The organism is Mesorhizobium amorphae CCNWGS0123, assembly GCF_001686985.1.
Lineage (GTDB): Bacteria > Pseudomonadota > Alphaproteobacteria > Rhizobiales > Rhizobiaceae > Mesorhizobium > Mesorhizobium amorphae.
Genome location: NZ_CP015318.1, coordinates 5,033,274 through 5,052,698 on the forward strand (window position 1 = coordinate 5,033,274; position 19,425 = coordinate 5,052,698).

The 19,425-nt window shown below is 64.5% G+C and carries 16 protein-coding genes; 9 read left to right on the forward strand and 7 right to left on the reverse strand.

Features of this window, described 5'->3' with window-relative positions:
* Positions 1–95: 95 nt before the first annotated feature.
* Positions 96–1,127 (forward strand): hydroxyacid dehydrogenase, encoded by a 1,032-nt coding sequence (locus A6B35_RS23770; protein ID WP_065518264.1) that lies wholly within the window; start codon positions 96–98, stop codon positions 1,125–1,127.
* Between the two features lie 52 nt (positions 1,128–1,179).
* Here A6B35_RS23770 and A6B35_RS23775 read toward each other — a convergent pair whose 3' ends face one another.
* Complete coding sequence (locus A6B35_RS23775) at positions 1,180–1,860, reverse strand: GntR family transcriptional regulator (protein ID WP_006204662.1); 681 nt, start codon at positions 1,858–1,860, stop codon at positions 1,180–1,182.
* 141 nt (positions 1,861–2,001) lie between these two features.
* Between A6B35_RS23775 and A6B35_RS23780 the strand changes: the two genes are divergently transcribed.
* The 8 genes from A6B35_RS23780 (at position 2,002) to A6B35_RS23815 (ending at position 10,809) form a co-directional block, all read left to right on the forward strand.
* Positions 2,002–2,589, forward strand: a complete 588-nt coding sequence (locus tag A6B35_RS23780) for an amino acid synthesis family protein (protein WP_006204661.1) — start codon at positions 2,002–2,004, stop codon at positions 2,587–2,589.
* Positions 2,582–4,378 (forward strand): alpha/beta fold hydrolase, encoded by a 1,797-nt coding sequence (locus tag A6B35_RS23785; protein WP_006204660.1) that lies wholly within the window; start codon positions 2,582–2,584, stop codon positions 4,376–4,378. Before A6B35_RS23780 ends, A6B35_RS23785 begins: the two co-directional genes overlap by 8 nt.
* The gene (locus tag A6B35_RS23790; protein WP_006204658.1) at positions 4,375–5,427 is read left to right on the forward strand and encodes an LLM class flavin-dependent oxidoreductase; all 1,053 of its coding nucleotides are present in this window, start codon (positions 4,375–4,377) and stop codon (positions 5,425–5,427) included. The genes A6B35_RS23785 and A6B35_RS23790 overlap by 4 nt, the downstream gene beginning before the upstream one ends.
* A complete protein-coding gene (locus A6B35_RS23795) occupies positions 5,424–6,899 on the forward strand; it encodes an aldehyde dehydrogenase (RefSeq protein ID WP_006204657.1) in 1,476 nt (491 codons plus the stop codon). Before A6B35_RS23790 ends, A6B35_RS23795 begins: the two co-directional genes overlap by 4 nt.
* A gap of 80 nt (positions 6,900–6,979) precedes the next feature.
* Positions 6,980–7,984, forward strand: coding sequence for an ABC transporter substrate-binding protein (locus A6B35_RS23800; protein ID WP_006204656.1), 1,005 nt, complete (start codon positions 6,980–6,982; stop codon positions 7,982–7,984).
* 65 nt (positions 7,985–8,049) lie between these two features.
* A complete protein-coding gene (locus A6B35_RS23805) occupies positions 8,050–8,910 on the forward strand; it encodes an ABC transporter permease (RefSeq protein WP_040583517.1) in 861 nt (286 codons plus the stop codon).
* 1 nt (position 8,911) lies between these two features.
* Positions 8,912–9,712, forward strand: coding sequence for an ABC transporter permease (locus tag A6B35_RS23810; RefSeq protein ID WP_006204651.1), 801 nt, complete (start codon positions 8,912–8,914; stop codon positions 9,710–9,712).
* Positions 9,709–10,809: an ABC transporter ATP-binding protein gene (locus tag A6B35_RS23815; RefSeq protein WP_006204650.1), complete on the forward strand. Its 1,101-nt coding sequence runs from the start codon at positions 9,709–9,711 to the stop codon at positions 10,807–10,809. Before A6B35_RS23810 ends, A6B35_RS23815 begins: the two co-directional genes overlap by 4 nt.
* Before the next feature lie 80 nt (positions 10,810–10,889).
* On the opposite strand, the gene otsB is transcribed toward A6B35_RS23815, so the two are convergent.
* The 6 genes from otsB to A6B35_RS23845 form a co-directional block, all read right to left on the reverse strand.
* Positions 10,890–11,648, reverse strand: coding sequence for a trehalose-phosphatase (gene otsB / locus A6B35_RS23820; RefSeq protein WP_244426018.1), 759 nt, complete (start codon positions 11,646–11,648; stop codon positions 10,890–10,892).
* A gap of 14 nt (positions 11,649–11,662) precedes the next feature.
* Positions 11,663–13,450 carry an alpha,alpha-trehalose-phosphate synthase (UDP-forming) gene (locus tag A6B35_RS23825; protein ID WP_040583516.1) on the reverse strand — a complete coding sequence of 596 codons (1,788 nt, stop codon included), beginning with the start codon at positions 13,448–13,450 and terminating at the stop codon, positions 11,663–11,665.
* Between the two features lie 315 nt (positions 13,451–13,765).
* The gene (locus A6B35_RS23830) at positions 13,766–15,928 is read right to left on the reverse strand and encodes an amylo-alpha-1,6-glucosidase (RefSeq protein ID WP_006204643.1); all 2,163 of its coding nucleotides are present in this window, start codon (positions 15,926–15,928) and stop codon (positions 13,766–13,768) included.
* Positions 15,929–15,978: 50 nt separating this feature from the next.
* Positions 15,979–17,037: a glycosyltransferase family 4 protein gene (locus A6B35_RS23835; protein ID WP_006204642.1), complete on the reverse strand. Its 1,059-nt coding sequence runs from the start codon at positions 17,035–17,037 to the stop codon at positions 15,979–15,981.
* A gap of 160 nt (positions 17,038–17,197) precedes the next feature.
* On the reverse strand, positions 17,198–18,376 hold the full coding sequence (locus A6B35_RS23840) for a hypothetical protein (protein ID WP_006204641.1): 1,179 nt from the start codon (positions 18,374–18,376) through the stop codon (positions 17,198–17,200).
* 38 nt (positions 18,377–18,414) lie between these two features.
* Positions 18,415–19,425, reverse strand: a complete 1,011-nt coding sequence (locus tag A6B35_RS23845; RefSeq protein ID WP_006204640.1) for a succinylglutamate desuccinylase/aspartoacylase family protein — start codon at positions 19,423–19,425, stop codon at positions 18,415–18,417.

The following is a 19,425-nucleotide window of genomic DNA, read 5'->3' on the forward strand; positions in this document are numbered from 1 at the left end:
AATCGATAAATCGATTTTTCGCAGTTGTAAATCGTTTAATCATGCGTAAAACACAGAGGTGAATGGCGTGATACGATCGCGCCAGGAGGAGCATCATGCCCGACAATGCTTTGCCGCTGGTCATCAGCGCGCCCGAGCCCCGCACGCTCGACCTGATCTTCACGCCGCCGCAGCTGGCGCTTTTTCGCAAGAAGTATCGCATCGTCGAAACAACGCCCGAAGGCGTCGCCGGGTTGCCGCCGGATGTGCTGGCCGCGGCGCGCTACATCGTCGGCCAGCCACCGATCGCGCCTGAGACACTCGAAAGCCTGAAGGCGCTGCGCTGCATCTTCAATGTCGAGACCAACCTCCTCAACAACATGCCTTACGAGACGCTGTTTCAGCGCGGCATCCATGTCGTCACCACCGGGCTGGTGTTTGCCGAGCCGGTGGCCGAACTCGGCCTTGCCATGGCGCTCAACCTTGCGCGCGGCATCGTCGATGCCGACGTCGCCTTCCGGCAGGGCAAGGAACTGTGGGGCGGCGACGGCAACCAGAAAGCGCGGCTGCTGTCGGGCGCCGATGTCGGCATCATCGGCTTCGGCGACCTTGGGCGTGCACTGAATCGCCTGCTGTCCGGCTTCCGAACCAGGACAAAAGTCTTCGACCCCTGGCTGCCGCCATCGATCCTCATCGACAATGGCGTCGAGCCGGCCTCGCTCGATGATGTCCTGTCCACCAGCGACTTCGTCTTCGTCGTCGCCTCGGTGACCAGCGAGAACCAGGGCTTTCTCGGCGCCGACGCCTTCACGAAAATGCGTGAAGGGGCAGCCTTCATCCTGCTCAGCCGCGCCGGTGTCGTCGACTTTCAGGCGTTGATGGACGCTGTCCGCAGCGGCCACATCGTCGCCGCCAGCGACGTCTTCCCGGAAGAGCCGCTGGCTCGAGACCATCCCGTGCGCGCCCTGCCCGGCTTCCTGCGCTCGGCCCACCGCGCCGGAGCGCTCGACATCGCCTTCAAGCGCATGGGCGACATGGTGCTGGAGGACATGGATCTGATCGACCGCGGCCTACCGCCGCTGCGCTCGAAGCGCGCCGAGCGCGAGACCGTTTCTAGGATGCGCTCGAAGCCGGTGGACAAGAACTGATCTGATCAATCGTGGCTCGGCGACGCTGCCGCCCGCAAGATCGGACCCGATGCTAGTCGAGTGAGCCGAGCCGAAGCGCGTTGCGCGCGATCTTCCAGGCGGATTCGACATGCCGCCGCGCCGCGGCCTCGGCCTCTTCCGGCTTGCGTGAGCGGATGGCATCCATGATCCCGGTCATTTCGGCGATCGCCGGCTCACGGCGGTTCTCCGAGGCGATGGTCATGGAGCGCAACTGGTTGATGCGGACATTCAGCCCGTTGACGATTTCCCAAGCAATGCGTTTGTCCGCCGCCTCGAAGAGCACCTCATAGAATTTGGCCGTCGCTCGCATCACCTCGACCGGCTGCCCCGACGCCCATGCGTCGAACAGATTGGCCAGCGCGCTGTCCAGCAAGGAAATCTGCTCGTCCGTGGCCGACATGGCGCAGGCCCGCGCGGCGATGCCCTCCAGCAGCGCCCGCAATTCATAGATCTCGTCGGTGCGGCCGAGATCGGGCTTGGCCACGGCAGGCCCATGGCCCGGGATCATCTGCACCAGGCCTTCCGCCTCCAACTGCCGCAGAACCTCGCGCACCACCGACCGGCTGACGCCAAGCTGGTCGCAGAGCGGCCGCTCGACCAGCCGCTCGCCCGGCTGGAAATGGAAATCCATGATCGCCTCGCGCATGCGCTCCAGCGCCAGCGTTCTCAGCGTCTTGGCGGAGCGGTCGATCCGCAGCGTATCGTCTGACATTTTCTCTCCGCCTCCTCGCGCTGCCACAAAACAGATTCCATGACCGGTTGACAAGGTTCTTGGCGCTCCATAGCATGGTATACCATAAGACGATATAGGGATGGCGGCGTTGCATGGCGCCGTCGCGACCAAGGACATCTGATGAAACCAGCCATTCGAAAGACCGTCACCTACATCGAGAACACGCTGATCGAGGGCGGCAAGACGGCACCCCGGCCGCTGCGTCTGATCGGCGTCGCCGCGGTGCTGACGAACCCCTGGGCCGGACGCGGTTTCACCGAAGATCTTTCGCCTGAGATCCGCGCCATCGCTCCCGTCCTGGGCGAATTGTTGACGCGGGAAATCATCGCCGTCGCGGGTTCGGGCGAAGCCATCGAAGGCTATGGCAAGGCCGCCATCTGCGGCACGTCGGGCGAGATCGAGCATGCATCGGCGCTGATCCACACGCTACATTTCGGCAACCACTATCGCCGCGCCGTCGGCGCCAAGACCTATCTCGCCTTCACCAATCTGCGCGGCGGACCGAACACGCCGATCATGATCCCGCTGATGGACAAGAACGACGAAGGCCGCCGCTCTCACTATCTGACCGTGCATTTCCAGATCGGCGATGCGCCCGCCCCCGACGAACTGGTGGTGGCGCTCGGCGCCTCCATCGGCGGCCGTCCGCACCATCGCATCGGCGACCGCTATCAGGATCTCAAGGAGGTCGGTGATTTGCATGGCTGACGTCGCCGCCTTGATCCGACGCACGGCTCCCAATGGCACCGGCTTCATCCGCGCCGGCTCCGGAGCGCCGGTGCTTTTCATCCACGGCGTCGGCATGAATGCCGCGATCTGGCAGCCTCAGATTGAGATGATGAAAGACCGCCACGACGTGGTCGCCATCGACATGCTCGGCCATGGCGGTTCACCCCTGCCGCCGGAAAATGCCGAACTGTCGGATTTTGCCGACCAGGCAATTGCCTTGCTCGACCATCTCGGTCTCGCTTCCGTAGCCGTGATCGGCCATTCGATGGGTGCACTCGTCGCCCAGGAGATCGCACTTCGCGCGCCGTCCCGAGTGAATTCCATCGTCTGCCTCAGCGCGGTCTTCCGCCGCCCTGCGGCCCTCGCCCAGGCGGTGCGCGAGCGCGCGGCGGCGCTCGGCGGTCACGGCGACCCACAAGCCATTGCCGCAACGATTGCCCGCTGGTTCGGCGATCCGATCCCGGCCGATCTTGTCGGCGCTGCCGCAACCGCTCGCACCGCGCTCGAAAGCGTCGACGCGCAGGGCTACGCCCGCACCTACCGTCTGTTTGCCCGTGCCGATACCGAGCATGTCGATCGTCTGGCCGGACTTGCCGCACCAGTCCTGTTCATGACCGGATCGGAAGACAGGAACTCCACGCCGGCCATGTCGGCAGCGATGGCGCGGCTTGCGCCAAACGGCCAATGCCTGGTTCTGAGCGGCGAAAAGCACATGATGACAATCGCTTCGCCCGAAAAAGTGACTCACCATATCAGGGCGTTTCTCGACAGGGCTGCGGATGCTTCCGTCGGCACCGATCCTGCTTTCGACGCCACTGAATTCCGGCGCGCGCTCGGCTCCTTCCTGACCGGCGTCACCATCGTGACGGCGATCGGCGCGGAAGGCGAACCCCGCGGCTTCACCGCCAACTCCTTCACCTCGGTCTCGCTCGAGCCGCCGCTGGTGCTGGTCTGCATTGCCAAGAAGGCGCTGGGGCACCAGACTTTTTCGACCTCCAAAGGTTTCGCGATCAACATCCTGTCGGAGGCGCAAAAAACCCAATCCGGCATCTTCGCCTCCAAGGCCGCCGACAAGTTCGCCGCCGTGGCGTGGCAATCCGGACAGACCGGCAATCCCCTGATCGACGGTTCGGTCGCCGTGTTCGATTGCGACATGGAGCAACTGGTCGATGCCGGTGACCATTCGATCCTCATCGGCCGTGTCCGCGATTTCACCCACAATGGCGCGCAGCCGCTCGGCTATTGCCGCGGCACCTATGTCACGCCGGGCCTCAGCCAGGAGGCGCTGGCGGCGGCACCTCAAGGGACCGAGGTCGGCGCCATCCTCGAAAACGAGGGCCGCGTACTGTTCTTCGAAACACCGGATGGCTTGCACGAACTGCCGGCCGGCCGCGGGCTGGGCACGCCGCAGGATGCCCGCAGCCTCAAGGGGCGCCTTGCCGCGAAGGGCATCGGAGCACAACTCGGCTTCCTGTTTGCCGTCTGGGACGATGCGGCGGATCCGACACGCTCGCATGTCTACTACCGGGGAACGGCCGACGCTCCCGCCTCCGGCGATCGCCAGGTCAGGCTTGTCGACATCGACCAGATCGCCGATCTCAACATCGCCGACCCGGCGGTTCGTTCGATGCTGACCCGCTATGTGCGCGAACGCACCGAAGATGCATTTGGCGTCTATGTCGGCAACGAGGTGGAAGGCGAAGTCCGGCCCTTGGCCAGGCCCGCCCCCTCCGCAGCCCTTCAATCCGGTCGCAGGGGAAGCCGATGAAGTTTTCGCTTTTCGTCCACATGGAACGCTCGGATCTGACGAAGCCGCATTCCGAGCTTGTCGCCGAGCTGGAGGAACTGGTGCTGCTGGCCGAGCAGGCCGGTTTCGAGACGGCCTGGATCGGCGAGCATCACGGCATGGAATTCACCATCTCGCCGAACCCGTTCATCAACATCGCCTATCTCGGCGCAAAGACCAGCACCATCCGGCTCGGCACCGGAACCATCGTCGCGCCCTTCTGGCACCCGATCAAGCTTGCCGGCGAAGCGGCGATGGCCGACGTCATCACCGGCGGCCGGCTCGACATCGGCATCGCGCGCGGCGCCTACAGCTATGAATACGAGCGGCTCTTCCCCGGCCTGGACGCGTGGGGCGCCGGCCAGCGCATGCGCGAGATGATACCGGCGCTGCGCGGCCTGTGGGACGGCGATTTCGGGCTCTCCGGCGAGTTCTGGACGTTCCCTGCGACCACGTCGTCGCCCAAACCTCAGCAGACGCCCTACCCGCCGATCTGGGTGGCGGCGCGCGACCCCAACTCGCACGATTTTGCCGTCGCCAACAAATGCAACGTGCAGGTGACACCGCTTGCCTCCGGCGATGGCGAAGTGGCGAGCCTCATGGAACGCTTCAACACGGCCTGCGCCGCCCATCCGGAAATACCGCGGCCCGAGATCATGCTCCTGATGCACACTTTCGTCGCCGAGGACGCGGCCGATGCCGATCGCCTGACGCAGGACCTGTCGCAATTCTATTGCCAGTTCGGCGCCTGGTTCCAGAACAAGAAGCCGGTGCGCCAGGGCATATTGGAGCCGCTGACCGAGGCCGAGATCGCAGCCATGCCGCAATACGCGCCGGACAAGATCCGGCAGAATCTCGTCATCGGCGAAGCCGACGAGGTGATCGCCAGGCTGAAGACCTATGAAGCCCAGGGCTACGACCAGTACTCGATCTGGATCGACAGCGGCCTCTCGCACCAGCGCAAGAAGAAGTCGCTGCAGCTCTTCATCGACAAGGTGATGCCGGCTTTCCAGGAGGCGGGGCCGCGATGAGCACCGCCGCATTCAAAAACTACATAGACGGCCAGTTCGTCGAGTCGACGGAGACGTTCGACAGCATCGATCCGTCAACGGGCGTGCCGTGGGCCCAGATGCCGGCCGCAACGGTTGCCGATGTCGACCGCGCCGTCGAAGCCGCGCATCGGGCGCTACGCTCCGGTCCGTGGGCGTCGATGACAGCGACGGCACGGGGCAAGCTGCTGGTGCGACTCGGCGACCTGGTGGTCGCCAACGCCGGCCGGCTGGCCGAACTCGAGACCCGTGACACCGGCAAGATCATCCGCGAGACCCGCGCCCAGATCGCCTATGTCGGCGACTACTATCGCTACTATGGCGGGTTGGCCGACAAGCACGAAGGCGCGTTTGTTCCGATCGACAAGGCCGACATGGAAGTGACGATCCGGCCGGAGCCGATCGGCGTCGTTGCCGCCATCGTGCCGTGGAATTCGCAGCTCTTCCTGTCGGCGGTCAAGCTCGGTCCGGCGCTCGCGGCAGGCTGCACCGCCGTTCTAAAGGCCTCCGAGGATGGCCCTGCCCCGCTGCTCGCCTTCGCCGAACTCGTCCACGAAGCCGGCTTTCCCGCCGGCACGATAAGCATCCTGACCGGCTTCGGCCATGATTGCGGCCACCGCCTGACCAGCCATCCGCTGGTTGCTCGCGTCGCCTTCACTGGTGGTCCGTCGACCGCCCGCCAGATCGTCATCAACACGGCGGAAAACCTCGCCTACACGACACTCGAACTTGGTGGCAAAAGCCCGGTCGTCGTCTTTGCCGACGCCGATCTGGACAGCGCCGCCAACGCCGTCGTGGCCGGCATTTTTGCTGCCACCGGCCAGAGCTGCGTCGCCGGCTCGCGGCTGCTGGTCGAGCGTTCGGTGAAGGACGAGTTCCTCGCCCGCCTGAAGCGGAAGGCCGAAGCCATCGCCATCGGTGACCCGCAGGATCCCGCCACCGAAATGGGCCCCCTCGCCACGCTGCGCCAGCACGAGCGGATCGAAAGCATCGTCGCCGAAAGCCTCGCCGGCGGCGGCCGGCTGGTCACCGGCGGCGCGCGGCCGCAGGGCAAGACCAACGGTTTCTACTACGCGCCAACGATCATCGAAGCGCCTGACCAAACCTTGGCCTGCGTGCGCGAGGAACTGTTCGGACCAGTGCTCAGCGTGCTTGCCTTCGACAGCGAGGCTGAGGCGCTGTCACTCGCCAACGATACACCCTTCGGTCTCGCCTCCGGCGTCTTTACCACCAATCTCGCGAAGGCGCATCGCATGGCGCGCGGCATCCACGCCGGCGTCGTCTGGATCAACACTTACCGCGCCGTCTCGCCGCTGGTGCCCTTCGGCGGCTACGGCCAGTCCGGACTCGGCCGCGAAGGCGGCCTCGACGCCATCCGCGACTACACCCGCTCGAAATCGGTCTGGATCCGCACCTCGGACGAGCCAATCCCCGATCCTTTCGTCATGCGGTAGCCGCCGCTGACAGGAAACACCGCCGGGCAAAAACGATCCGGCAGTGCAATGAACAACGACAACAAACAGAGGAGAACGACATGAAACTGATCTTCGCCGGCATTCTTGCCGGACTTCTGGCAACCACCGCCGCAAAAGCCGAGGACATGGTCTTCACCAGCTGGGGCGGGACGACCCAGGAAGCACAGACCAAGTCCTGGGCCGAACCATTTTCGGCCGCATCCGGCATCAAGGTCCTGCAGGACGGCCCGACCGACTACGGCAAGCTGAAGGCCATGGTCGATGCCGGCAGCGTTAACTGGGATGTCGTCGACGTCGAGATGGATTTCGCCATCAAAGCGGCCAAGGACGGCCTGCTCGAACCGATTGATTTCAACGCCGTGCCGAAGGCCGACCTCGACCCGCGCTTCACCACCGATCACGCCGTCGGCAGCTTCTACTATTCCTTCGTGCTGGCCTGGAACAAGGGCACCGTCTCCGGCGAACCGGCAGGCTGGGCCGACATGTTCGACGTGAAGAAATATCCGGGCAAGCGCACCTTCTACAAATGGTCGGCGCCCGGCGTCATCGAGATTGCGCTGCTCGCCGACGGCGTGCCGGCCGACAAGCTCTATCCGCTCGATCTCGACCGCGCCTTCAAGAAGCTCGACACCATCAAGTCCGACATCGTCTGGTGGGGCGGCGGCGCGGAATCGCAGCAGCTGATCGCCTCCGGCGAGGCGGCGTTCGGCCAGCTGTGGAACGGCCGCGTCTTCGCGCTGGAGAAGGACGGCGCCGATGTCGGCGTGTCCTGGAACCAGAACCTGACGGCCGCCGACGTGCTGGTCGTGCCGAAGGGCGCTAAGAACAAGGACGCGGCGATGAAGTTCCTGGCCGCGGCAAGCAGCCCGACCGGCCAGGCGAAATTCGCCGAAGCCAGCGGCTATGCGCCGATCAACACCAAGGCAAAGGCCGAAATGCCCGCCGATGCGGTCAAGGCGCTGCCTGACGCCCATGTCGATGGTCAGATCAATCTCGACATGAACTACTGGGCTGCCAATCGCGATGCCATCGCGGAGCGCTGGTATGCGTGGCAGGCGAAGTAGGCCCGCCATCACGTGACAAGGAGCGGGACGGCCCGGTCGTCCCGCTCCGCAACCCGGGTGACGCCATGTCGGTGGAAACTGAGCAGAGCATTGCGACGATGCGGATGCCGGCAGGCCTTGGCGGCCTGCTGCCGGCGCTGACGCTGATCGGGCTTTTCTTTGTCGTCCCGGTCCTCGCTCTGCTCTTGCGCAGCGTGACCGACCCCGCGCCCGGCCTGCAGAACTATGCGGCACTGCTCGGCGACGGCACCTATGCGCGGGTCTTCTTCAACACCTTCCTCGTCGCCGCGGTCGTCACCATCGTCACGGTCCTCGTTGCCTTTCCCGTCGCCTGGATGCTGGCCATCATGCCGCCGTCGCTCGCCTCGGTCATGTTCGGCATCATCATCCTGTCAATGTGGACCAACCTGCTCACCCGCACCTATGCTTGGATGGTGCTGCTGCAACGCACCGGCGTGATCAACCGGGCGCTGATGGCCACCGGCATCATCGATCAGCCGCTGCCGCTCATCAACAACCTCACCGGCGTCACCATCGGCATGGTCTACATCATGCTGCCGTTCATGATCCTGCCGCTGGTCGGTACCTTGCGCGCCATCGATCCGATGACGCTGCGTGCCGCAGCCCTTTGCGGCGCCAGCCCCTTCCAGGCCTTCCGCCGCATCCTGCTGCCGCTGTCGCTGCCCGGCATCGCCGCCGGCGGCCTGATGGTGTTCGTCATGTCGCTCGGCTATTTCGTCACCCCGGCGCTGCTCGGTGGCACCTCCAACATGATGCTTGCCGAGATGATCGCGCAACTGATCCAGTCGCTGCTCAACTGGGGGCTGGGAAGCGCCGCAGCCTTCATCCTGCTTATCGCGACCATGGCGCTCTATGCGCTGCAGCTGCGCCTCGTTGGCGCCAGACGCGCGACGGGAGGCATCTGAGATGCTGCTCGACTACGACCGCATGGGATGGCTGAAGACTGCCCTGCTCGGCTTCACCGCGCTCGTCGCCGCCTTCCTGCTCCTGCCGGTGGTGTTCATCGTGCTGCTCTCGTTCGGCTCGTCGCGCTGGCTGGCCTTCCCGCCACCCGGCTGGACGCTGAAATGGTATCAGGAATTGTTCGCCGATCCGTCCTGGCTTGAAGCAGCACTCACCAGCGCCCGCATCGCCGCGCTGACGGCGATCCTTGCCGTGCTGATCGGCCTGCTTGCTTCCTTTGCCCTGGTCAGGGGGGAATTCCGTGGGCGCGAAATCCTGCGCGGCCTCTTGCTGACCCCCATGGTGCTGCCGGTCGTGGTCTTCGCCATCGCCATCTACGCCTTCTTCCTCCGGCTTGGCCTCGGCGGCACCACCATCGGCTTCGTCGTCGCCCACACCGTGCTCGCTTTGCCCTTCACCATCATCCCGATCGCCACCGCGCTCGAAGGCTTTGACAAGTCGATCGAAGACGCGGCAATCGTCTGCGGCGCCAGCCCGCTCCAGGCCAAGCTCCGGATCACCTTGCCGTCGATTCGCATCGGCATTTTTTCGGCCGCGATCTTTTCCTTCCTCGCCTCGTGGGATGAAGTTGTCGTCGCGATCTTCATGGCGAGCCCGACCTTGCAGACCTTGCCGGTCAAGATCTGGGGCAGTCTGCGCGCCGATCTCAGCCCGGTGATCGCCGCCGCCTCCAGCCTGCTGGTCGGCTTGACCCTTGCCCTGATGATCGTGACGGCCCTGCTGCGCCGAAAGTTCAAGACATGACCCAGCCCTTCCTCTCGATCCGCAAATTGCGCAAGGCATTCGGTGCTTTCACGGCAGTGCATGACGTGACGCTGGATATTCCCAAGGGCGAATTCTTGACTTTCCTCGGCCCCTCCGGTTCCGGGAAATCGACGACGCTCTACGCCATTGCCGGCTTCCAGGATCCGAGCTCCGGCGACGTCCTGCTGCAGGGCAAGTCGCTGCTCGCCGTACCTTCGCACAAGCGCAACATCGGCATGGTGTTCCAGCGCTACACGCTGTTTCCGCATCTGAGCGTCGCCGAGAACGTCGCCTTTCCGCTGCGCGTTCGCCGCCGACCCGACGCCGAGGTGAAGAAGAAGGTCACCGACATGCTGGCTCTGGTGCGGCTAGAGAGCTTTGCCGAAAGGCTGCCCGGCGCGCTGTCGGGCGGCCAGCAGCAACGCGTCGCGCTCGCCCGCGCGCTGGCCTACGACCCGCCGATTCTGTTGATGGACGAACCGCTCTCGGCGCTCGACAAGAAGCTGCGCGAGGAAATCCAGGCCGAAATCCGCCGCATCCATCGCGAGACCGGCGTCACCATTCTCTACGTCACCCACGATCAGGAAGAGGCGCTGCACCTGTCGGACCGGATCGCGCTGTTCAAGGACGGCCGCATCGAGCAGACCGGCACCGGCGAGGACCTCTATCTCAGGCCTGCGACCGATTTCGTCGCTGGCTTCATCGGCAATTCGAACTTTTTGGCCGCCGAGCATCTCGAAACGGTCGGCGGCGCGGCGACTATTCGTCTTGCCGACGGCTCGCTCGTCTCAGGCATAAGCGCGAACGGTAGTTTCGAACGGGGACAAAAAACCAGATTGATGATCCGTCCCGAGGCGTTTCGCCTGGAGCGGAACCCGGCGAGCGCGGAACTCACCGTCGATGTCGTCGACATCGCCTTCTATGGCGAACGCCGGCGCATTGTTGCGCGCACCACCACCGGACAGGAGATCGACATCAGGCCGACCTCCGCCGCCATGGCCGCGCACGATGCCACCCCCAGCCGCCGGCAAGTGTTTTTCGATCCGGGCGCCGCCTTCCTGTTTCCGGTGGAGAGCAATTCCAGGAAAGGTGCGTAGCGGTTTCCGTCCGGAATTGCGTCAAAACAAACAGATAGAGCGGTTCGGCGGTTCCGTGAAACGATGAACCGCTCTGAGGCCTATTCGGCGGCATCGCGGCCGGCTTGCTTGGCAGGGTCACCGAAATTGGCCTGAAGCCAGGCGATGGCATCGGTGACGTCGGCAATGACATGGCGCGCCGCGGTCGGGCCGCGCGGCTTGATCCGGATCGAGATCCCATCTTCGCCATTGACAGTCTCGAAGCCGTTCTCGTCCGACGTGTCGTCGCCGAGGAACACCGGGCGCCGGCCGATGAAGGGCGGGATTTCCATGAAGCGCCGGATGGCCGCTCCCTTGGCGGCTTCGAGCGGCATCAGTTCCACCCCGGCATTGCCGGCGATCACCCGATATCCCTCGGGCAGCCGGTCCAGCGCCATCTCGACCAGCCTGGTTGCCCGCGCCAGCAAATGCGGTGCGGCGCGCGTATGGACCGCCAGCACCGGACCTTTGCGTTCGATATAGACACCCTTGCCGAGTTCGGCTTCGATCTCGTCGGCCAATGCGGCGATATCGGCCGGCTCGTCCGCGGCCTCGACCGGACCGTCCGGCGTCAGCCGGTGGTCCAGCCCGTAGAGGCCGGCGACGCGCATCTTCAGGGGATGGAACAGCCGATCGACCGCGGAAACCGATCGTCCGGTGACAAAGGCGACGGCACCGTCCAGTCGCCGCTCCATCGTTTGCATGAGCTGGCGCAACTCATCGCTGACCGACACGCTGTCTGGATGCGCGGCGTGTTCGAGCAAGGTGCCGTCTATGTCGAGGAAGAGCGCCCATTTTCCCTCCGGCAAATTCGGTGTCATCGGCTTTGCGATCCTCATCGTAGTCCGGCCGCCATGCGTCTGCGCTCGACCAAGGAGACGACATTGTCGACGTTTGCGTTCGCCGAGCGCTCGGCGTTCGTCGTGACCCGGTCAAGCTCGCTGCGCTTGCGCAGGCGGGCCGCATCCATGAGCATGCTGCCGGCCCAGCGATAGACATTGTTGTCGCGGACCATCTCGCGCATCGGGCGCATGCGCTGCCGCTGCTCCTCGGGCGTCATGGTCAGCGCCTGCAACAGCGCCTCGCTCATCATTGCCGGATCGTAGGGATTGACGATCAGTGCCTCCAGCAGTTCTCGCGAGGCCCCGGCAAACGTGCTGAGCATCAGCACACCCTGTTCGTCGTCGCGCGCCGCGACAAACTCCTTGGCGACGAGGTTCATGCCGTCATGCAGGCTGGTGACCATGCAGATATCGGCGGCGCGATAGATCTCGTAGACCTGTTCCTGCGAGTGATGCTCGGCCACCATGACCACCGGCTTGTAGCCTTTGCTGCCATAGCGCTGGTTGAGTTCTTCGGCATAGCGATGGCATTCATCGTGGAGTTGCTTGTAGGCAGGCAGCGTACCGCGGCTGGGTGCCGCGATCTGCAGGAGAACCAGCTTCCCAACCCATTCGGGATACCGAATAAACAATTCTTCCAACGCCTGGAAACGGTCGAGAATGCCCTTGGTGTAATCGAGGCGTTCGACGCCGACGCACAGCTTGACGTCCGCTTTCAGTCCGAACCGCTCGCGCAGGCTGGTGCGGGATGCATCGACATCAGGCAGCGTTGCCAGAAGTTCCGCCGGCCATTCTATAGAGATGGGGTAGGCATGCACCAGCGTTGTCTGGCCGCCATAAGAGATGGCCGCATCTGCCCGCTCGATCCGGCTTTCCAGGAAGCGGTCGACGCTTTCGGTGAAGTTATTGGCATGGAACTGAGTGTGGAAGCCGATGATCGAGCTGCCGAGCAGCCCATCGAGGATGCGCTCGCGCCATGGGCAGATGCTGAACACTTCCGAATTCGGCCAAGGGATGTGCCAGAAGGTGATGACGATCGCTTCGGGCAGCCGTTCGCGGATCATGCGCGGCAGCAGCGCGAAATGGTAATCCTGGACCAGCACGATCGGTCGTTCGTTGCGCGCTTCGGCGACCACCGTGTCGGCGAATTTGCGGTTGACGGCCTCGTAGGCCTCCCAGTCGGAGGCGCGGAAGATCGGCCGGGTGAAGGCGATATGGCAGAGCGGCCACAGGCCCTCATTGGCAAAGCCCAGATAGTAGCCCTGATATTCCTCCTCGGTCAGCCAGACCCTGCGCAAGGTGTAGGAGGGATTGCCGGGCGGCACCTGCACCCGGTCGTCCTCGTCGACCATCTGGCGGTCCGCCGTCCCGCCCCCATAGGCGATCCAGGTGCCGGAGCAGGCACGCGTGATCGGCTCCAGCGCCGAAACCAGCCCGCTCGCCGGGACCACAAGCTCGACGCCGTCGTCCTTCATATTGTGGATATAAGGCTCGCGATTGGACACCACGATGACCTGCGCCTCCGGCAGGTCTTCGGTGAGGATCTTACGCAAGGTTTCGGGTGACCATGTGACCAGCGCCGCATCGACCGACTGGCCGTTCTTCTCGAATTCCCTGAGCACCTTGCGCGCCGCTTCGGAAGCCACGTCCTCACCCGCGGTGTACGTGGCGGGAGCGTGGGTGCGCTGTCGCCGGGATATCGAGAAAAACACCGCGAGGGCGGAAAGTCCGAGACTTGCCAGGATCACGATCCATAGTAAGTCGCTGCCATAATCTGTCATTGAAACGCCAATTTGCCACCGGGCCTGATGCAGGCCTCATTCTTCTTGTTTCGTCTCCGCCACCGTCGGGTGGCGACAGGCCGCCGTAAGGCGGTATGGTTGTGCAACGCACAAACGGACGATCGGTTCCGACATTTCCTGTCCCGAGGTGGGTTGAGATTCAGGTCAGGCCGAGTCGGAGTCGAATACGGGCGCGAAGCGACGAAACAAGGTGGGTTCCGAGAACCGGAGCGGAGCGTACTTTTGGGTACGTGAGCACCGGAAGCGCAGGAAACCGCCGTTTGCACGCCGGCATCACCTGAATATCAACGCACCTCAGGTGCGGACGATCAGCGGCACCAGGCCTTCGTGCCGATCGGCGAGAAAGGCGACGACCCGGTCGCCGACGCGCTGGAAGGTCAGGTCGACCGCCCTGTCGCCGACATTCAGATGCCGGAGCGTGAGCGTGTCGATACCGATTGGCAGCCTTGGCCGTGTCACCCGGATTTGGCCATCCCAGCCGTCGATCTCGAGGCCAAGACAGGCCTGCATCAGCATGAAAGCCGAGCCCGCCGACCAGGCTTGCGGCAGGCAGGCGACCGGATAGGCGATCGGCGCCTCGCCCGGCGAGCGGGTAAAGCCGCAGAACAGTTCCGGCAGCCGCATGTTGAAATGCACGGCGGACTCGAATGTGCCGCTCATCAGCCGGACCACGCTTTCGCGTTCGCCATAGCGGGCGAGGCCGACGCCGCAGATGGCGGTGTCATGCGGCCAGATCGACCCGTTGTGATAGGACATCGGATTGAAGAACACGGCATCGTCCGCGAGCGTCCGCAGCCCCCAGCCCGAGTGGAAGGTCGCGGACAAAAGCTGGTCGGCGACCATCTGCGCCCGCGCCGGTTCAGGCAGCCCGACGAAAAGGAGATGTCCGGCATTCGAGGTCCGCACCTTGCAGGGCTCGCCAGCGCCGTCGATGGCAAGGGCGTAAAAGCCGAGATCGTCCAGCCAGAAGTCTCGCTCGACGGCGATCCGCATCTCTTCGGCGCGGCTCTCCCAATGCTCGGCCTGTGCGTATCCGCCCCTCCGTCGCGCCAGCGCCGCCAGGCCACGAAACGCGGCAAAGACATAGCCCTGCACTTCGACCAGCGCGATCGGGCCTTTGGGAATGCGGCCGTCGGCGTGGAAGACCGAGTCGAAACTGTCCTTCCAGCCTTGGTTGGCGAGACCGGATTCGGCGGCACGCTGATAGGTGACGAAGCCGGTCGCCCGGCTCGCCTCCTCAGTCCATTCGGCGGCGGCAGTGAGCGACGGCCACAGCCTGTCGATGAAGTCCATGTCGCCCGTACGGTCCGCATAGGCGCAGGCGAGATGGATGTAGAGCGGCGTCGTGTCGACGCCGCCATAGTAGCGGCCGAAGGGAAGCTCGCGCAGCGCCGCCATTTCACCTTTGCGGGTCTCGTGCATGATCTTGCCCGGCTGAGAGTCGCTGAACGGCGAGGTCTCCGTCGCCTGGTGCTGGGCGAGGAAGGCGAGCACGCCGCGCGCCAGGCCGGGGTTGAGCCACAGCATCTGCAGCGCCGAGATGACGCCGTCGCGGCCGAATGCCGTCGAAAACCAGGGGATGCCTGCATAGGGGTAGGGTCCTGTAGCAAGCTCGGTGGTGAGCAGCGCCACATCGGCACGGGCGCGCTCGACCCAATCGTTGAAGACGCGACCCGAACTGTGCACGGTGGCACCGTGGCGGCGCTTGGCCCGCATGCCGAAGCGGGCGCGCGCCGCGGCGGCGCGGAAACGGTCGCGGTCGGGCGTCTCCGCCGCCTCCGGGCCGACTTCGATGTAAAGCACCTTGCTGCTGCGCTTCGTCACCGCGATCAGGAAATCCGCACGCTCCGCGCTCAGCTGATCCGGCGCCTGCGAGAACGAGATCGCCGACAACCGCGCCAGCCCGTCCAGCCCGTCATAGCGAAGCAGCACCGATGTCGCATCCATCTCGGCCGCATGCGCCATGCCGCGCTTCAGCCTTGTCGAGCCGCGCACTTCGAACATGTCACGGAAATCGGCGGCGAAGTGCAGCGAAACCCGGATGGCCGAGGTTTCCTGGCTGTAGTTGGAAAGCGTGACGCGCTCGAACAGCCGGTCCTGCCACAGCAGCCTGACACGCTCGATATGGATCGCGCCCTGCGGAATGTCGCGACCGCCAACGCTCTGCATCGGCAGGTTGGTCAAATTGCTGGTGAACAGCACATTGTCCTGGCTGAGCGAAGCGCCGAGCAGCGATGTCTGCCGGCCGCCGACCGTCAGCCTGAATTCCGACAGCACACGTGTGTCGTCGCGGAAGAACCCGTCGCCGGCGCCTCTGATATCGCCATAGGCATCGGCGACGGCAAAACAGTCACCCTGCTTAAGCGCGAACAGCCGATGCGGCTCGCGTGGCGCGGTCTCGTCCAGGGAGGCCAGGGCCACGGCGGGATCGAGCTTGCGCTCGTCGAGTTCTGTCATCCGTCACATCTTTCCCGTTTGCTCCCCCCGCCCAAGTCAAGCGCTATCGCTCATGAGGCCTTCGCTTCGGCTGAGCCGGCGAGCAGGCGCGCGTAGGCGGCCACATAGTCGCGGGCCATTCTCTGGGCGGAAAACCGCTTTTCGAAGGCGGCCCTCACCTTTCGCCTGTCGAGTTGAAGCAGAGCCGGCACTGCAGCCACCGCATCGTCCATCGAATTAACGACAAAGCCGGTCACACCCTGGTCGATGACCTCCGGCAAGGCGCCGCAGTTCCAGGCGATCGACGGCGTGCCGCAGGCCATCGCCTCGATCGGCGCAAGACCGAATGGCTCCGGCCAGTCGATGGGAAACAGCAGGCCTGCGGCGTTGCCGAGGAACTCCGCCTTCTCGTCCTCAGCGATCTCGCCGACAAAATCGACGTGGTCGCCGTCGATCAGCGGCTCGACAACCTCGTGGAAAAAGGCGCGGTCGTCGTCGCCGATCTTGGCCGCCAGCTTCAACCTCAACCCCGAGCGCCTGGCGATCTCGATGGCGCGGTCCGGCCGCTTGTCGCGCGAAAGCCGACCGAGAAAGGCAAGGTAAGGCTCCTCGGCCTCCTCGAAGATCGGCTGGTAGATATCGACCGGCAGGCCGTGCAGGATCGTCGCCAGCCAGTTGGCGTCGGCCAGCCCTGCCCTTTGGCTATGCGAGATGGAAATCATAGGAAAGGGCGGGAAGCGCCGATAGGCGGGCGCCAGATCGACATAATCCAGCCTGCCATGCGGTGTCGTCACCGTTCGCTCCGCCATATCCTGGAAGAAGGGAAAATGCAGGAAGTGGCTGAGGTGGAAATGCATGACGTCGAATTGGTCGGCCCGCTCCCGGACTTCCGCCAGCATCGCGAGATGCGCCGCCACTTCGGATTTCTTCGGGCGCGGATCAAGCCGAAGCGCGCATTCGCGCCCGGGCACCAGCTTCGCCGAGGTCCGGCTGTCGCCGCTGGCGAACAGCGTCACCTCATGGCCGAGATCTACCAGCGCCTCGGTCAGGTAGGAAACGATACGCTCGGTGCCGCCATAAAGCCTGGGCGGAACCGACTCGTAAAGCGGCGCGACATGAGCAATTCGCATGGATCCCCTCGGGTGATTGGCCAAGGGCAAAATGCATCAACCCGCAGATCGTTCCTGCCTGGTGTCGGAGCCGCGGCGAGAAACCGCACCGGCGCACCCATCGGGCGCCATCGCACGGCGTTCCCGATCGCCCGCACCGACGCTGGCCGTGTCGGCATGCTCAAGCAGACAATGCTGCCCCTATCCAGTCGAGCCGCGCCGCAGGAACAAGGCCGTAATTGTAGAAATTGATGCCATCGATATCAGGCGCTTTCGCCGGCTTCACTTTGGCGGCCAGCACTTCGGGGCCGGCCATCTCCGGATAGAAGAGGCGATAGCCTGTACCAAGGAATTTTTCAGGTCCGAGCGCCGCACGACCGGCCGCCATCAGGCTTGCGACATCGCCGGCCTGCATGTCGTAGGCGCACAGGATCGCGCCGTCGCAGACCTTGCCGAGTGCTTCGAGATCGCAGCCGCCGAGCCAGCCGTCTTTCAGATCGATGATGACGACACGCGTGCCGGGGTGAGCGGCCTCGCGCAGTTCCGCAACCAGGCTGGTTACCGGCTCGAAGCGCCAGATGAGATAGGCATGCAGTTCCGGCCAAGGCAGGAAGGTATCGAGGCCACTGATGGGAAAGCCGGGAAAGCGTCGTTTCGGCACCGCGCGCTCGCAGGTCTCGGCGATCCATTGCCTGACCAGCTTGCGCGTCGCTTCACCGTCGATGTCGGCGCTGGCCGCGCGGGCAAGGCAGGCGGGACAAAAACACAGCGACAGCAGAAAGTCGTCTTCTGGCGTCAGCCCGACGCCGTCTTTCTCGTGATGATATTCATGTGCAAAGCCCATGAAGGACGGGCTTTCGAGCTCGATCCGGTCCGGCCTGTAGCCATGCGAGATATCGGCGACGAGCGCCCGGACATAGGCGCGCGCATCCGGATGCGAGGGACAGAGATTGTAGTAATTGGCATCGCCGAAGGCGTTGCGGGTGACGGCCTGCGGATGCAGCATGCCGAGCCGCGTGTTGTGCAGGCAGACGGTCCAGCACGAGACCCCAAGCCCACCTGCATCGCGCCGGCGGACAAGGTTGCCGAGTACGTCGCCGCCTTGTGCGATCACGTCGGCCACCTTGGGCTGGATGGCGAGGCTCGCCCAGCGCGCCGCGGTCGGCTTGAAATAGATGGTGCCGTCCTCCGGAAAATAGGCTTTGCGGTGCGGACTGCGCGGCTGCAGGAAGCGGCCGGCATGATAGGAGGTCGCCAGGCTGATCATATTGAGCCCGGCGCGCTCCACGAGGTCGCGTTCGACCGTCTCCAGGCCGATATCCTGGATGTCCCAGGGATAGGTCCACATCGAAAGCTGCATGAAATATCCTCAGTCCTGATCCTGGCACGGCTTTATGGTCAGCTCTCGACCGGCTCGGCGACCTGCATGAGACAGTCCCCCGCCTCGCACATCGTATGCAGCCGACGCGACAGCACGATGCCGCCTTCGGCGAAGTGCAGCGCCTCCTCGGCCAGATCGAGCCGCTCAAGATCGTGATACCAGCCGGCCAATTGTCCTGAAGTCACATTATCGCCGAGCCTGACCGCCGGCTCGAACCAGCCGCAACGCGTGGCATAGAGGCCCTGGCTGTGACGGGACAGCGACAACAACCGCGTCGGCGCCGCGGGCACGGCCTCCGGCGCCAGGACCGGCGCCTCGACCACGCCGAGCGCAACCATCAGGCTATCCAGCGCGTGGGCGGTGAACGCCATACTGTCGACCGTTGCGGTACCGCCACCGCCAAACTCGCCGCTGACGCCGATGGCGCCGGCCCGGCGCGCCGCACCCATCGAGGTCGGTGACGATGGACCGTTGTCAGCGACGAAGCCATAGGGCATGCCGAGCGAGCGCATCAGTTCCACGCTGCGCCGGTGGCGTTCGGGATCGGCATTGCGCTCGACCAGCGCTGTCGGCAAATGCTCCATCGACGTGCCGCCCGAATGGATGTCGAAGACGACATCGTGGCGGGGGAACAAATCCGTCTCGAGGAAATTGGCGAGCCGGCTGGTCGGCGTGCCAGAGGGATCGCCCGGAAAGGCGCGGTTGAGATTGCCGCCGTCGAGCGGCGAGCAGCGCTTGGCGGCCATCACCGCCGGCGTGTTCGCCATCGGCAGGATGGTGATACGACCTTTGATCTGCCTCGGGTCGAGCCGGCGCATCAGCTTCGCAAGCGACAGCTCGCCCTCATATTCGTCGCCGTGGTTGCCGGCCATCAGCAGCAGCGACGGACCTTCGCCATTGCGGATCAGGCAGATTGGCACCTTGATCTGGAAATAGGGCGAACGGTCGATCGAGAACGGAATGCTGAGATGACCCAGCGTCTTGCCGTCGCGGTCGAAGTCGAGCGTGTGGACGAGGCCGGTATGCAT

Bases quoted from the DNA above. Each gene is read 5' to 3' on its own strand.
- A6B35_RS23825 (WP_040583516.1), bottom strand. From the start codon at position 13,450: ATGACAGATTATGGCAGCGACTTACTATGGATCGTGATCCTGGCAAGT.
- A6B35_RS23830 (WP_006204643.1), bottom strand. From the start codon at position 15,928: ATGACAGAACTCGACGAGCGCAAGCTCGATCCCGCCGTGGCCCTGGCC.
- A6B35_RS23840 (WP_006204641.1), bottom strand. From the start codon at position 18,376: ATGCAGCTTTCGATGTGGACCTATCCCTGGGACATCCAGGATATCGGC.
- A6B35_RS23810 (WP_006204651.1), top strand. From the start codon at position 8,912: ATGCTGCTCGACTACGACCGCATGGGATGGCTGAAGACTGCCCTGCTC.
- A6B35_RS23815 (WP_006204650.1), top strand. From the start codon at position 9,709: ATGACCCAGCCCTTCCTCTCGATCCGCAAATTGCGCAAGGCATTCGGT.
- A6B35_RS23835 (WP_006204642.1), bottom strand. From the start codon at position 17,037: ATGCGAATTGCTCATGTCGCGCCGCTTTACGAGTCGGTTCCGCCCAGG.
- A6B35_RS23800 (WP_006204656.1), top strand. From the start codon at position 6,980: ATGAAACTGATCTTCGCCGGCATTCTTGCCGGACTTCTGGCAACCACC.
- A6B35_RS23845 (WP_006204640.1), bottom strand. From the start codon at position 19,425: ATGCATACCGGCCTCGTCCACACGCTCGACTTCGACCGCGACGGCAAG.
- A6B35_RS23805 (WP_040583517.1), top strand. From the start codon at position 8,050: ATGTCGGTGGAAACTGAGCAGAGCATTGCGACGATGCGGATGCCGGCA.
- A6B35_RS23780 (WP_006204661.1), top strand. From the start codon at position 2,002: ATGAAACCAGCCATTCGAAAGACCGTCACCTACATCGAGAACACGCTG.
- A6B35_RS23795 (WP_006204657.1), top strand. From the start codon at position 5,424: ATGAGCACCGCCGCATTCAAAAACTACATAGACGGCCAGTTCGTCGAG.
- otsB (WP_244426018.1), bottom strand. From the start codon at position 11,648: ATGACACCGAATTTGCCGGAGGGAAAATGGGCGCTCTTCCTCGACATA.
- A6B35_RS23785 (WP_006204660.1), top strand. From the start codon at position 2,582: ATGGCTGACGTCGCCGCCTTGATCCGACGCACGGCTCCCAATGGCACC.
- A6B35_RS23770 (WP_065518264.1), top strand. From the start codon at position 96: ATGCCCGACAATGCTTTGCCGCTGGTCATCAGCGCGCCCGAGCCCCGC.
- A6B35_RS23790 (WP_006204658.1), top strand. From the start codon at position 4,375: ATGAAGTTTTCGCTTTTCGTCCACATGGAACGCTCGGATCTGACGAAG.
- A6B35_RS23775 (WP_006204662.1), bottom strand. From the start codon at position 1,860: ATGTCAGACGATACGCTGCGGATCGACCGCTCCGCCAAGACGCTGAGA.